Below are 13,171 nucleotides of genomic sequence, written 5' to 3'. Positions count from 1 at the left end.
CTGACAGAGTTAACAGAACTGACAGGATTTTAATGCTTGATGCACATTGATCAAGTTTACATTTAAGAGAGAAAATAATGGCGTTTGATATTACATTAATGGAAATCCTTGCATGCCCAGTATGCAAAGGAAAATTAGACTACAACAAAGAGCAGCAAGAGTTGATTTGTAAATTTGACCGTTTGGCTTATGCGATAGAAAAAGACATTCCAGTGTTACTTGAAAGTGAAGCGCGTCGTATTACTGAAGATAATACATAAGGTTAGCGCCGAGATGAGTATGAGTTATAGCATGATTGGAATAAGTAGATTAATGAGGTTTTTATGTCGTTTGTGGTAGTGATCCCTGCACGGTTTGAGTCATCACGTTTACCCGGCAAAGTTCTCGCTGATATTGCTGGTAAACCTATGGTCCAATGGGTTGTTGAAAGAGCCTTAGCTAGTGGCGCTGAGCAAGTTATTGTGGCGACCGACAGTGACGAAGTTGCTCGCGTGGTAAAAAGTTTTGGTGGTGAAGTATGTAAAACTCGTACTGATCATCAATCAGGTACTGAACGTCTTGCTGAAGTAATGCAAAGGTATCAGTTTTCTGACGAGCAGGTTATTGTGAATGTTCAAGGGGATGAACCTTTTATTCCGGTTGAAAACATTGCGCAAGTTGCAGATAACTTATCTAGCCAGAGCCAAGCGCGCATGGCGACATTAGCGATGAAAATTGACGATGTTGCTGAAGCATTAAACCCTAATGCGGTCAAAGTGTTATGTGATAAAAATGGCTATGCGCTATATTTTAGTCGTGCGACTATCCCTTACGATCGAGAGCGTTTTCTTAACAATGACAACATTGATGCCATTGGCGACTTTTATCTGCGCCATATTGGTATTTACGCTTACCGAGCCGGTTTTATTAAAGACTACGTGCAGTGGCCTACCAGCCAGCTAGAGCAAGTTGAGTCATTAGAGCAACTGCGAGTACTTTGGCAAGGTGAGAAAATTCATGTCGCTGTTGCGAAAGTACGCTTAGCGGTTGAAGGGGTTGATACGCCTGAAGATCTAGAAAAAGCCCGAGTTTACGCAAAGTCTTTATAAAATAACTTGAGCCAACAACCTGTTTTATTTAACAAAAAAGAGGCTTAACCGCCTCTTTTTTGTTACTTTTATTTTTTTTACTTTGCTGAGTTATGTTAATTGAAAGTTGAGCCGATTTAACCACTCAAACCTTTGAACGTAATTATGGCTTAGGTATAACATAACTCTAGTTTATTTAGGTAAATATTTGATGGCACTCACCAAGAAAAAAGCTCGCTGGTTAATGGCAAGAAAAGGCTTTTTAGACATGTTACCGCTTAATTTAGCTGTTTTACCGTGGGGTATACTTTGTGGTTCTTTGGCTGTTCAACGTGACTTTTCTGCGCTTGAAGCTATTTTAATGCCACTTATCGTATTTGCTGGCTCTGCTCAGCTTGTTGCGATTGAATTAATTGCCAACAATGCATCACTGGCGACGATCTTATTTACCACCTTTATTATTAGCTCACGGCATTTTCTATATGGCTTAGCATTACGAGATAAGTTAAAAGTTTTACCAACAAAGTGGCGTTATTCCTTAGGTTTTTTGTTAACCGATGAGCTATTTGCTTTATCGAGTAATAATAAGTCCTTTGTTGGGCAGTTAAGATTAGTTTATGCGGTTGTCGCTGGCGGTAGTTTTTATGTTTTTTGGTTGTTATGGAATGTAGCAGGCGTTATCGCCGGCAGTTATTTACCCGACTTAACTCATTTAGGCTTAGATTTTGCAATTGCCGTAACCTTTATTGCCTTAGTTATTCCCACCATTATTAACTTACCTATTTTAGTGACTGTGATTGTTGCTGCGCTATTATCGGTAGTGTTTAAGTTAATGCAGTTCGAATTAGATTTGGTCGCAGCCGCTTTGATTGCCATGTACTCTGGTTATTTGACTGACCGTTTTTTGCATAAAAAAAATGATGTTAATAATACAGATAATCATAAAATATCCCCATCAGTTAAGGACAGCACATGACATTACTTACCATTCTACTGATGGCGGTCATTACCTTTACCACGCGCTACTTATTTATCCACCCCCGCTTGCCTGTGCGCTTAGGGGCAAAAATGGCTAAGCTATTAAGTTTTAGCGCACCAGCAGTGTTAACAGCTATTTGGGTACCTATTATTTTTATTCAACAAGGCCAGTTGAGTATTTCGCTGCATAACCCCTATTTAATTGCCGCGACGTTGGCGATAGTTGCGGCAGCAAAAGGTAAAAGTATTTATTTGACAATGTTTGTTGGGCTTATTACTTTTGTTTTGAGTCAGTATATTTTATCTCTGTAATAGCTTAACCTTTTAATTTATTGAGTGTCTTGAACCTAGTTATATTTTACAGGTAAGTTTTTTTTAGGCTGTTTATAGCTGAAAAAGTGCTGTTTATCGAATAAAGCTTGTCAGCTGATATTGGTAGCTTTTATGATGGGGTATGCCTTTTATCTGAGATTAAATTATAAATATTGCTATGAATTTAACAAAATCAATAACCACCCTCGCTTTTGTCAGTGCGCTGACGTTTTCACAAAGCACTTTTGTCCAAGCGGCAAACGCCAAAGCTAAGCCAGAATCACCGTCTAGCTGGTTAAACTTAACAGCGAAAGAACTAAAAGCAGTAGAGCGCTATGCCACGGAATATAAAGATTATATTTATAAAGTACCCACGGAATTAACCTTTGTTACTGAAACGATTAAACGCGTTGAAAAACAAGGTTTTACAAAACTAACCGAGCAAAGTCAATTAAAGCCAGGCGCGCGCTTTTATGATGTCAATCGTGACCGTACTATTGTGTTGATGGTTATTGGGAAAAAACCGTTAGAGCAAGGTACGCGTATTGTTGGTGCGCATATTGACTCTCCGCGACTTGAGCTTAAAGGACGGCCATTATTTGAAAAAGAAAATTTTGCCATGTTTCAAACTTACATTCACGGCGGTATTAAAACCTATCAATGGGTAAATATTCCGCTGGCTTTAGTCGGCAGAGTTGATAAAAAAGATGGTACTAAGGTTAATATTTCAGTTGGCTTTGATGACAATGATCCTATTTTTTTGGTGACAGATCTTGCTCCTCATGTTGACTCACCCAACCGTAAGCGCACCAGTCGAGATGTTATCGGTAAAGAAGAACTCGATATTATTATTGCGGCTAAGCCTGAATTAGATAAAAAAATTAAAGATCAGGTCAGCAGTTATTTAAAGTCAACTTATGATATTTCAGTTGAAGACTTAGTTTCTGCTGAACTTGCTTTAGTGCCAGCCACTAAACCACGCGATGTGGGTTTTGACCGTAGTATGATCGCCGCGTATGGCCAAGATGATAAAGCTTCATCAATAGCGGCTGTTAAAGCATTAACCGAGCAGAAAACACCTGAATATACCGCTATCGCTTATCTAGTGGATAACGAAGAAGTGGGTAACATCAATAACACTGGAGCGAGTTCTACCTACTTAGTCGACTTAATCAGTAGCTTACTCTACAACCAAAAGGGTGATAGCTATAATGACTATCAATTGCGTCAAGTGTTACGTAATACCAAAGTTATTTCTGCGGACGTAAACCCAGGAGTGAACCCAACATGGTCAAATGTCTGGGAACTAGGTAATGCACCTCGCTTGGGTAACGGCGTTAATTTAAAGCTCTATGGTGGTGGTTTTAATGCTAATTCTGAATACATGGCGTGGACGCGAAACTATTTAGACAATGCAGATATTAAATGGCAAACTTCGACTTATAAAGGTAAGGCGTCAGGTGGCACTATTGGTAGTGACTTATCTAAAGATAATATGGAAGTGATTGATTTTGGTATTCCAATCTTATCAATACATTCACCTTATGCGGTTGGCTCAAAAGTTGATTTGTATTCATTGTACAAAGCAATGTCAGCGTTTTACCAAGAAAAATAGCCTCGAGTTAGTACTTATTTTAAAAAATTAAAGCTTATTTCTATAACCTGAGCTAAAAAGAGCAAGCCGTATTGAATAGATACGGCTTTTTATAACTATAACTATAACGGTAACTGTTGCTTTGCACAGACAGGATTAGCATACATAGTTAATAACCAGTGTTGTTGTTCTGCGGTGAGGTTTTCCATGCGCTTATTCAGTTTTTCAAGCACTGTGCTGTCAGTCTCTTGTTGATTAAGTTTTGCGTATGCCACTAAGTTACTGTCGTATAACTTATAGTTACTGATGATTTCTTTATCAATGGCTGCTGCGATTGCTTTGCTATTGGCAAAGTCTCCCTGTATTGGCTGACAAAACTGGAGATGTACTTGACCTTTTTGCCCGACTAATCCTTGTGTGATACTTTTTAAGTCTTCATCTTCGTGTTTTTGATAGCTACCGGTCGCTGCTTTTTCAGCAAGCTCTATTGCCTTGTCGATATCACAAGGGTCAAACTCATAGGAAATTGATACCGGTACTATGTTAAGTTCTGCTAAGTAATCAGCCATAGGCAGTTGCTTATCTTTATTGAGTAATAGCATGGATATTAAGGCTGAATTGGTTTTGTCTACACCATCTTTGGCACGACCTTCACGTTGTGCGATCCAAATGTTCTGCTTTCGGTTCGCTACCGTATCGTGAATATAGGCAGACAATTGCTTTGACGCATTGAGCATAGCGCGTTTGTTTTCTTCGTTCCGTTTAACAATAAAGCTCTTGTTAATACGCATTAAATCAGCGACCCAAGGCTGATGTAGTAAATTATCACCCACCGCGGCTTCCACGGTATTGATACCGCTTTTATATAGCGCTAAGTTCACTAAGGCAACGTCTAAAACAATATCACGATGATTACTGATAAATAGGGCTGGCTTGGTGGTATCAAAGTTTTCTATGCCGCTATAGTTAAAGCCGGCAGTACTGTTTTTGATCAAATGATGTAAATATTTAGCCACTTCAATTTGGATTTGCTCGATGTTATGAAATTTTTTCGCCCGGAATTTCAATGACCATTTTACAACTTTGCAGGCAAGTTGCGGCAGGGCTTGATATAAGCGTGGCATTTTTAAACTAGCAATTGAAGCTTGTAAGCCTTGTTGGTTAATTAATTTTTTGATTACTGCAACTACCTCATCATCACGATAAGGACGTATATCATCAAACATTCAAAAATCTCTTATATGGTCAAAAATAAATAATAAATGAGTAGGGATTATAACCGAATCGTCTTAAAAAATGTGTTTTTTGTTTCATAGTTTAATCGTTTAGTTGATGAGTTTTGTTGATTTAATGTCGGTAAATTATATTAAATTGTATGATGGACAAAGCAACCATTATTTAAACAACATTATGCACTCGCATCCTTAAAGTATAGTGAACTTAAACTCGGCTTTAGTATAGCTAGCCTAATTTCTTAGATTAGATAAAACAGTAATAAAACTCAGGCTATATATGGTGTTAAAAGCCGCTAGATTAAATTAGGGCTCATTCGTGATAGTGAGAGTAATGCAGAGATTTTTTGTGTTATTTAATTAAGAGTCATTTATTAAAAACACAGTTGCCAAGATTATAGTGTTGAATCAACACAGACAGTAATTAGCCATGCTAATAACCCATTTACACTTAAATACCGATACGTCATCGCTAATACATAAAATAAATCCGCTATCATTTTTTATTTTTTATCAAATAAAAACAAGGGGTTATATTTTATTTTAGCAAAGATTATGTTGTTTTATTTTAACGCGCTATAAGGATTATAAAACGTTATAGCAACCTATCTTTAACTCAAAAAATTATCTTTAGTAAAAATAATTGTAAAATTTACAACAATTGACTTGCGTTTTTAACTTTTAGGCCCAAGTATTATTAATGAGTAGATAATAAAAAGGAACAACTATGAAAATAAATCTTTCAGGTCATCATGTTGACGTTTCAGATTCAATCAAAGAACATATTAATGAAAAGTTTTCAAAAATATCGACACACTTCCCAACCTTAATTTCACTCGATGTTATTTTATCGCACGAACATAACAAACATAATGTAGAACTTCGCACAACCTATGAAGGAGGTCGTATTTCGGCATCAGCAAATGACGGTGTTATGTATCCAGCTATTGCGACAGCCGCTAAAAAGTTGGACGCAGCTTTAAAACACCGAAAAGGTTTATTAAAAGCTAATTTGCATAGTAAACCCGAAGCAACAGCACCTGAAATTGCCCATGAAAAAGTTCAAGAAATGAACCTCAGTTAATAAGCTGTGAACTTAATCATCTTATCGTTAAGGAGGCTGTAGCCTCCTTTTTAATGCTTGCGCTAGCTGGTTCAACGCGAATAAGCAGACATTTAATTTGGCATCCTACAAAAATACACTTAAAATAGCTTATTTATAATAGGCTATAGACTAGAAATTTTTAACAATGTTGTTGCTGCAAACTGAGATGTTAAGGGTAATGTTACTCGCTCTCAAGACAGCGATAGCGAAAGGGTTAATAAACAAGGCACCTCATAACTAATTTTCCAAGGTAAATCATGCTAGAAATATCAAGTGCAGTAATCATTGCCGACTGGCAGATTGAACTTACCGGCATAAGGGCGACTGGCAATGGAGGCCAAAGAGTCAATAAGGTTGAAACAGCGATACACCTGCGTTTCGATATTAAACGTTCAACATTACCTGCTATATACAAAGCCAGACTGCTGAAACTATCAGATAGTCGTATATCAAGTGATGGCATTATCATTATTAAAGCGCAATCATTTAGAACACAACCAATGAATAAAGACGATGCGTTAAAACGTCTGAAAGAACTAATTTTATCTGCCATGGTGGTGAAAAAAACTAGACGGCCCACTAAACCGACAAAAGGCTCAAAGCTCAGACGCTTAGATGCAAAGAAAAAAATGGGTTCTAATAAAGTGTTGCGTGGAAAAGTAGACCATTAGTAACCTCCTGATTTCCCCCCTGTGAATTATTTTTTTTACAGGGGGAAAATAATGAGAAAGATAACTAGTAGGGTTTTGCCATCCTAAAGATATTGAGAATTAAAGGATTAACCATGTATGTAGTATGTACCCGTTAATTTTTAATACCATTGCTCTATTACTGCTGCGATTATTTAAAGCGTCTTCTTAAGGCGACTAAACCGGTAAAGAGTAAGCTAAACCACGCAGTAGATCCTCCGCCGCTACTTGAATTTGTCGGTGCAGGCGCTGTAACAGTTAATGAGGTGTTTTTAACTGCGGCTAAGCTATCAGCGCTACTAACGCTTGCATCAAATATGATCACGCTTTCGATGGTAACGAAATTTTCGACACCTGGAACAAAGTTATTTGCGCAGTTATCTGCACTATAGTCTGGCATTGGGGTTGAGTTACATCTAGGTATACCAGCAATAATATCAATATTCTCCATACCTGCAATGACTTCACCAAAAACAGTAAAACCACCATTTTGCGTATCTAATGCTGCAGACCCAGCACTATTATTAGATAAATTTACAAACCATTGACTAGTCGCGCTATTTTCGTCACCTGATACTTTGGCCATGGCAATAGTGCCACGAACATTTGAATAAACGGGCTCGTTCTTAATAGTATTATCTGTAGCAATTGGACTCAATGGCAGGGTGCCAGTAAACTCAAAACCGCCAGCTTGCATAACAAATCCAGGCTCAACACGATGCACAACCGTGTTGTTGTAGTCACCATCATTGACATACTTTAGGAAGTTAGCCACTGTTTCTGGGGTTGTTTCATCGTGCAGGTTAACTTTAAAACTACTTTTAGAGCTACCTTGTGAAGTGGTAAATTCCACTATGGTTGCAGAGGTTGAAGCACTAGCAATGATCAGCGATGCGATTGCTATTTTTGATAGGTTTGAAAAAGACATATATTAACTACTTACTGCTTAACATGTTACAAAGTGTAGCGATAATAATAGGCTTTAAAGAAAACAACAAGATAAAGCAGCGTTTCGCTTATGGTGACAGACACTGCTTAGTGAATTTAAGCTGTTATGTAGTCAGGGTGAAAATAGGTTGAGTAGTGTTTTATTATTTCTCAGCATTCATAATGAGTATCGTCATTGCCGGTATTAAACTAGCGGTACTAAGCTAACAGAATTAAGCTAACAGAATTAAGCTGATGGTACTAAATGACCTTAAAAAAGCGTTCATTGCGTGGCATTAAATAATTTTTGTAATTTAATGAAAAAACCACCATAGTTGAACGGCCAATAATTTCATTACGTGGCACTAAACCTATCACACGAGAGTCTGCGCTGTTATCACGATTGTCGCCCATAACAAGGTAATAGTTTTTAGGGATAGTGATCGCTTGAAAACTTTCTAACTGATGATTTTTAGAATGCCCAGGCTTAAGCCGAGTGCGTATTAGATGACTACTACCCGCAATATATTCTTCACTTAAGGTAAAATCACGATTTTTGGCTATCAGTGTGTATTGAGCTGGTTTTTGATTGATGAGCAATTGATTGTTATGCAGCGCTACCGTGTCGCCTGGAATGCCTATAATACGTTTTACAAGACGTTTATCAGCGACATCGGACTCAAAAATGACAATATCATTACGTAATGGCTCGGCTAACGTTATTAACGAATATTGGCTAAAGGGTAGTCTTAAGTCATAGGCCATTTTGTTAATTAAAATGCGATCACCTTCGACAATGGTCGGTTTCATTGACCCTGTTGGCACGTCATTCCAGTCAGCAACCGCACTGCGAAAAATTAGCATTAAACTGACAAACAATAATAAAGATTTATTTTCTTTCCATAGGTGAGAAATACTTTTTTTCATGATCTTTCCTTAGAATTAATAACTGGTTAGTAGGTGTCTAATATATGGCTATTTAGCTGATTCTTAGGTCTAAGAATCAGGCATAAAAATAACGATTTATCTTTCGACTAAATCGTTATTTTAAAGTTCCTGAGTAAAGCTAGGTGTTAGCTCTATAAAATGTAATTTTTTATGTCTATTTACTTTGGGTTTTATCAGCTAATCGTCACGATAACCCCAAGGTGCATTAGGTGGGGTTATCGGTGCACTTAGGTCAAAATCAACACGAAACTCACGACCCTGACGAATTAACCTGTAGCTGAATTTTTTAGGGTAGATAAACATTTGCCAAGTATTGCCGACTGACTGTGGGATACCTGTTTTAACAAATAACTGCTTTGAATATTCATCAGCGGGGAACGACTGCACTTGTGCCCAGCCAGCGTCTATTGTTTGGCCACCATACATAGTGCTTTCGTCATAACTACCATCTTGGTGACGGTGATCATGTTTTAATGATAAACCCGAACCTGTTTTAGTGATAATCCAAGTACGTGAGGCATCTTCACCCACGTGGAAAGGAATTTCTAACTTTTCGTCTGAGCAACTTCTGACATGCATAATAAGATCTTTGTTGGCAAAGCCATCACCGCTAGCATTATCTATTGTTACCTGACCTTGAAAAGCTTTGCCACAATGAGCTTTAATACTGTTAAAAAAGTTATCATGTGTTTCGATAGAAACCAAGGGGGCTTCAAGCGCTGCGGCTGAATGGGCAAAGTAAAAAAAACTGCTAGAAAGTATTAGCTTTACAATATTCATTTTTGCTTTCATTAAATACACCTACATTGACTGAGTTTTAAATATTAACATGTGATGCTATCAGATAAATGGCTAATAGGTCGCTGTAAAAGTGCTGTAATACAAAAACTAAGGCACTAATATGATAAAGAAATGGTAAAAAATTTGCTTGTAGTATTATCGCTTGCAGCGCAAAATTGTCTTAATAAGCGTGTGAAATGTTGAGTGCTGTATAAATGAAGTTAAAAACTGAAAATGTTGTTATTGGGCTAACAGACCCTAAAAGTCCGTCAAATGTTGGTGCTGTGATGCGTGCCGCAGGTTGTTATCAAGCTAATGAAGTGCGTTACACCGGTGTACGATATGCAAAGGCTGCAAAGTTTCATACAGATACAAAAGATGCATCACGCAAAATCCCTTTGAATTCGGTTGAATCTCTAATTGATAATTTAACGCCAGGACAACGTATTGTTTGTGTTGATTTAGTTGAAGGCGCGATAGCATTACCTGAATTTGAGCATCCAGAAAAAGCGATTTATATTTTTGGCCCAGAAGATGGCACGATAGCGCAAGAGGTTATTAATAGCGCCTATGCAGTAGTATATGTACCAACAATCGGGTGCATGAACTTAGCCGCCAGTGTTAATGTTTTGCTTTACGACCGATTAGCAAAATCAAAACATATGGTTGCGGGTGATGAGTTAATTAAAAGTAGCCGAGACACCAATAACACAGTAAAAGTGCAAGCTAACTGATGCTGCAGACAGAAATAAGTTTAGTTTCTATATCGCCAACTATTGTTTAATCATCGAATAAGAGTGTTTTTTATGAATTAAATGATTTTTTATCTAAAACAAGTTGACTCTTGTCAGGAAACAGTTAGAATACGTCCAGCTAGAAAGTAAGACCTATATTTATGTACAAAGTTTCGAAGTTATATTAGTAAGTAGCTCGTCCTGTTTAATAATTAATAGCAACACTTCCTGCAACACCGCCTTATTTTAAGGCATCAATTACGAATAAATAGGATAATACAATGTCTAATACAACTACTGGTACAGTAAAATGGTTTAACGAGTCTAAAGGCTTTGGTTTCATCGAGCAAGAGTCTGGTCCAGACGTTTTCGCACATTTTTCTGCAATCTCTGGCGACGGTTTTAAAACTCTTGCTGAAGGCCAAAAAGTACAGTTTACTGTTACTCAAGGTCAGAAAGGTCCTCAAGCTGAGAACATCGTAGCACTTTAATTAATACTTTTTAGCTGGCTACGCTAGCTAAAATATTAAAAGTGTTGAAAAAGGGGAGACATATGTCTGCCCTTTTTTGTGCCTGTAAGTAAATTTATGTCAGTAATAAAGCAATATAAACAACTTGTTGAGCATGAAAAACTTAACCTCGATGTTGAACAACACAAAGCCGCCCTTGCTTTGGATAAACTTTCGCAAAAATTAATATCTGCCCAAGCTCAAACACCATTATTTGCCGTCATAAAAAACTTATTTATAAAAAATGAACCCATTCAGGGGATCTATTTTCATGGCCGAGTTGGTCGTGGAAAAACTATGTTGATGGACTTATTTTATCAACAACTTAATTTAACACGCAAAAGACGTATTCACTTTCATCATTTTATGGAAAGTGTACATCAGCTGTTGAATGATTTTAGTGGTAAAGACAATCCGCTGGCATTGATTGCAAAAACTTGGTCTGAAGAAGTTGATGTGCTTTGTTTTGATGAGTTCTTTGTTAATGATATTGCAGATGCCATGCTATTGGCTGGCTTACTAGAAGCTATGCTATCGCAGGGTATTACCCTAATTGCAACATCAAATTGCCCACCTGATCAGTTATACCAAAATGGGCTACAACGGGTTAGATTTCTACCGACTATTGATATTATTCACCAGTATTGCCAAGTTATCTCTATTAATGGACCAAAAGATCATCGAATGTTAGACACTAATATAGCCACACTTAACTATCGAGACTTTTATATTGGCACTGAAACTGAGAGTAACTTTTTAACTCACCACTTTGCAGCACTCGCTAAAAGCAATATTCGCTATAATGACAGTATTATTATTCATAGCAGGGCCATTAATTTTTTAGCTTGTACTGAAGATATCATTTGGTTTGATTTTATGGCACTTTGCTCAAGCCCAAGAAGTCAAAGAGATTATATTAAGTTAGCAGATAACTATGACACCGTACTAATCAGTAATGTGCCACAATTTAATGGAGCATTAATTCCTGCTGTTTTCTCCGGTGTTGAAGACGGTTACCAACGAAGTGGTGTGTTGATGGGACAACTCAGAGGTCTCGATGACGAAGCGCGGCGTTTTATCGCACTAGTCGATGAATTCTACGACAGAGGTGTGCGCTTAATTATTGCTGCTGAGGTCGATATTGCTGAGCTTTACCAGGGTACTCAACTTAGCTTTGAATTTGCCCGCTGTAGATCAAGACTGTTTGAAATGCAGCGTTTAAGTTACGCCTGACTGACTTTTTTGGTGAGTTTAAAGCTTGTTAAATTAACCAAAAATTTATTTTCTTCACTAAATTATAGTTCATTAACTCTTTATAAAGATAAATATTTTATTCTTATTGCTTGATATTAAACAAGTTTTAATGTTGGCATTAGTCTTGTAAACAATAGCGTTAACAGGTGGTTTTCTCACACGATTACCGCTCTAGAAACTTAATTTGTAAAGGAAGATTAATATGAAAACATTGATTGCTACCGCTCTCATTATGGCAAGCTCAGCAAGTTATGGACACGATAATTCTTTTTCTAGTGAATCATGTAATCTTGATTTAAATGGCGGCATTAATATCAATGCTCAAGAAATTACTTTTTATAAAGATAAATCGCCACTGTATAGCATCACTGAAAATAATACTTTACTGATAAACGGCGAAAAAATTGCTTTAACAGCTGACCAAGAGTCTTTATTACGCGATTATTCAACTCATATACGCAATGTTGTACCAGAAGTGAGAAGTATCGCCTTAGATGCTATTGATTTAGCCATTGATGGCGTTAATCTAGCCTTTAACGAATTGTTAGGTGAAGGAAACAAGGCTAGCGCTGAGTTAACTAGCCAATTAACCATCATTCGTGGTGAAGTTGATGCTGAATTTACTCAACATGGAAATTTCTATATTGACGAAGAGGGCTTCTCTGGAAAAGATTTTTTTGATGAAAATTTTGAGCAACGAATTGAATCAGCCGTAGAAAGTACGGTTAAAAACGCTTTAGGTAGTCTAATGATTGCGGTTGGCCAAGAAATACTGTTTTCAGATGGCGATATGAACGCTTTTGAAAGCAAAATGGAGGATTTTGGCGAGCTAATAGAGCATGAAATGAAAACGCGTAGTGCAGGTCTAGAAAAACGTGGTGAAGCTTTATGTCGATCCATTATAGTGATAGATAAAATGGAAGAGCAATTGAAAGAAAGGATCGATGAAATTGCCGATTATGATTTGATTAACGCTAGCGCAAAACACAGCATAGCGAATTCTAAGCTCATGTAGCCTATAGAATTACTCAACTTGTTGATA

General features: G+C 37.3%; 15 protein-coding genes. 11 read left to right on the top strand and 4 right to left on the bottom strand.

Annotated features, from left to right (window positions below; all coding sequences use genetic code 11):
- Positions 1–77: 77 nt before the first annotated feature.
- From H4J46_RS08640 to H4J46_RS08620, 5 genes are all read left to right on the top strand, one after another.
- On the top strand, positions 78–260 hold the full coding sequence (locus H4J46_RS08640; protein ID WP_182233115.1) for a Trm112 family protein: 183 nt from the start codon (positions 78–80) through the stop codon (positions 258–260).
- 63 nt (positions 261–323) lie between these two features.
- A complete protein-coding gene (gene kdsB, locus H4J46_RS08635) occupies positions 324–1,088 on the top strand; it encodes a 3-deoxy-manno-octulosonate cytidylyltransferase (protein WP_182233114.1) in 765 nt (254 codons plus the stop codon).
- Between the two features lie 190 nt (positions 1,089–1,278).
- Entirely contained in the window at positions 1,279–2,043 is a 765-nt protein-coding gene (locus H4J46_RS08630) for an AzlC family ABC transporter permease (RefSeq protein ID WP_182233131.1), read from the top strand.
- On the top strand, positions 2,040–2,357 hold the full coding sequence (locus tag H4J46_RS08625; protein WP_182233113.1) for an AzlD domain-containing protein: 318 nt from the start codon (positions 2,040–2,042) through the stop codon (positions 2,355–2,357). Before H4J46_RS08630 ends, H4J46_RS08625 begins: the two co-directional genes overlap by 4 nt.
- Positions 2,358–2,535: 178 nt before the next feature.
- Positions 2,536–3,972, top strand: coding sequence for an aminopeptidase 1 (locus tag H4J46_RS08620; RefSeq protein ID WP_182233112.1), 1,437 nt, complete (start codon positions 2,536–2,538; stop codon positions 3,970–3,972).
- 101 nt (positions 3,973–4,073) lie between these two features.
- On the opposite strand, the gene H4J46_RS08615 is transcribed toward H4J46_RS08620, so the two are convergent.
- On the bottom strand, positions 4,074–5,177 hold the full coding sequence (locus tag H4J46_RS08615; RefSeq protein WP_182233111.1) for a 1-acyl-sn-glycerol-3-phosphate acyltransferase: 1,104 nt from the start codon (positions 5,175–5,177) through the stop codon (positions 4,074–4,076).
- 733 nt (positions 5,178–5,910) lie between these two features.
- On the opposite strand from H4J46_RS08615, the gene hpf reads away from it, so the two are divergent.
- Positions 5,911–6,267, top strand: coding sequence for a ribosome hibernation-promoting factor, HPF/YfiA family (hpf, locus tag H4J46_RS08610; RefSeq protein WP_182190593.1), 357 nt, complete (start codon positions 5,911–5,913; stop codon positions 6,265–6,267).
- Between the two features lie 278 nt (positions 6,268–6,545).
- Positions 6,546–6,959, top strand: coding sequence for an alternative ribosome rescue aminoacyl-tRNA hydrolase ArfB (gene arfB, locus H4J46_RS08605; protein ID WP_182233110.1), 414 nt, complete (start codon positions 6,546–6,548; stop codon positions 6,957–6,959).
- A 169-nt stretch (positions 6,960–7,128) separates the two neighbouring features.
- Here the strand turns inward: arfB and H4J46_RS08600 are convergent, their stop codons facing one another.
- The 3 genes from H4J46_RS08600 to H4J46_RS08590 form a co-directional block, all read right to left on the bottom strand.
- Entirely contained in the window at positions 7,129–7,905 is a 777-nt protein-coding gene (locus H4J46_RS08600) for a peptidylprolyl isomerase (protein ID WP_182233109.1), read from the bottom strand.
- A gap of 260 nt (positions 7,906–8,165) precedes the next feature.
- Positions 8,166–8,831, bottom strand: coding sequence for a signal peptidase I (lepB, locus tag H4J46_RS08595; RefSeq protein ID WP_182233108.1), 666 nt, complete (start codon positions 8,829–8,831; stop codon positions 8,166–8,168).
- Positions 8,832–9,029: 198 nt separating this feature from the next.
- Positions 9,030–9,632 carry a hypothetical protein gene (locus H4J46_RS08590; RefSeq protein ID WP_182233130.1) on the bottom strand — a complete coding sequence of 201 codons (603 nt, stop codon included), beginning with the start codon at positions 9,630–9,632 and terminating at the stop codon, positions 9,030–9,032.
- A 215-nt stretch (positions 9,633–9,847) separates the two neighbouring features.
- On the opposite strand from H4J46_RS08590, the gene H4J46_RS08585 reads away from it, so the two are divergent.
- From H4J46_RS08585 to H4J46_RS08570, 4 genes are all read left to right on the top strand, one after another.
- Positions 9,848–10,366: an RNA methyltransferase gene (locus tag H4J46_RS08585; RefSeq protein WP_182233107.1), complete on the top strand. Its 519-nt coding sequence runs from the start codon at positions 9,848–9,850 to the stop codon at positions 10,364–10,366.
- A 281-nt stretch (positions 10,367–10,647) separates the two neighbouring features.
- Positions 10,648–10,857, top strand: a complete 210-nt coding sequence (locus tag H4J46_RS08580; protein WP_077287100.1) for a cold-shock protein — start codon at positions 10,648–10,650, stop codon at positions 10,855–10,857.
- 96 nt (positions 10,858–10,953) lie between these two features.
- Positions 10,954–12,108 (top strand): cell division protein ZapE, encoded by a 1,155-nt coding sequence (gene zapE / locus H4J46_RS08575; protein WP_182233106.1) that lies wholly within the window; start codon positions 10,954–10,956, stop codon positions 12,106–12,108.
- A gap of 223 nt (positions 12,109–12,331) precedes the next feature.
- Complete coding sequence (locus H4J46_RS08570) at positions 12,332–13,144, top strand: DUF2884 family protein (protein ID WP_182233105.1); 813 nt, start codon at positions 12,332–12,334, stop codon at positions 13,142–13,144.
- Positions 13,145–13,171: the final 27 nt, after the last annotated feature.

The organism is Colwellia sp. MB02u-6 (genome assembly GCF_014077095.1).
In the GTDB taxonomy this organism is placed as follows: domain Bacteria; phylum Pseudomonadota; class Gammaproteobacteria; order Enterobacterales; family Alteromonadaceae; genus Cognaticolwellia.
Note: the sequence above shows the minus strand (reverse complement) of the source record. Positions and strands in the feature narration are given on the sequence as shown.

What these genes read in the sequence shown, in the direction of transcription:
- H4J46_RS08640 (WP_182233115.1), top strand. Translation starts at nt 78, where the DNA reads ATGGCGTTTGATATTACATTAATGGAAATCCTTGCATGCCCAGTATGC.
- kdsB (WP_182233114.1), top strand. Translation starts at nt 324, where the DNA reads ATGTCGTTTGTGGTAGTGATCCCTGCACGGTTTGAGTCATCACGTTTA.
- H4J46_RS08630 (WP_182233131.1), top strand. Translation starts at nt 1,279, where the DNA reads ATGGCACTCACCAAGAAAAAAGCTCGCTGGTTAATGGCAAGAAAAGGC.
- H4J46_RS08625 (WP_182233113.1), top strand. Translation starts at nt 2,040, where the DNA reads ATGACATTACTTACCATTCTACTGATGGCGGTCATTACCTTTACCACG.
- H4J46_RS08620 (WP_182233112.1), top strand. Translation starts at nt 2,536, where the DNA reads ATGAATTTAACAAAATCAATAACCACCCTCGCTTTTGTCAGTGCGCTG.
- H4J46_RS08615 (WP_182233111.1), bottom strand. Translation starts at nt 5,177, where the DNA reads ATGTTTGATGATATACGTCCTTATCGTGATGATGAGGTAGTTGCAGTA.
- hpf (WP_182190593.1), top strand. Translation starts at nt 5,911, where the DNA reads ATGAAAATAAATCTTTCAGGTCATCATGTTGACGTTTCAGATTCAATC.
- arfB (WP_182233110.1), top strand. Translation starts at nt 6,546, where the DNA reads ATGCTAGAAATATCAAGTGCAGTAATCATTGCCGACTGGCAGATTGAA.
- H4J46_RS08600 (WP_182233109.1), bottom strand. Translation starts at nt 7,905, where the DNA reads ATGTCTTTTTCAAACCTATCAAAAATAGCAATCGCATCGCTGATCATT.
- lepB (WP_182233108.1), bottom strand. Translation starts at nt 8,831, where the DNA reads ATGAAAAAAAGTATTTCTCACCTATGGAAAGAAAATAAATCTTTATTA.
- H4J46_RS08590 (WP_182233130.1), bottom strand. Translation starts at nt 9,632, where the DNA reads ATGAATATTGTAAAGCTAATACTTTCTAGCAGTTTTTTTTACTTTGCC.
- H4J46_RS08585 (WP_182233107.1), top strand. Translation starts at nt 9,848, where the DNA reads ATGAAGTTAAAAACTGAAAATGTTGTTATTGGGCTAACAGACCCTAAA.
- H4J46_RS08580 (WP_077287100.1), top strand. Translation starts at nt 10,648, where the DNA reads ATGTCTAATACAACTACTGGTACAGTAAAATGGTTTAACGAGTCTAAA.
- zapE (WP_182233106.1), top strand. Translation starts at nt 10,954, where the DNA reads ATGTCAGTAATAAAGCAATATAAACAACTTGTTGAGCATGAAAAACTT.
- H4J46_RS08570 (WP_182233105.1), top strand. Translation starts at nt 12,332, where the DNA reads ATGAAAACATTGATTGCTACCGCTCTCATTATGGCAAGCTCAGCAAGT.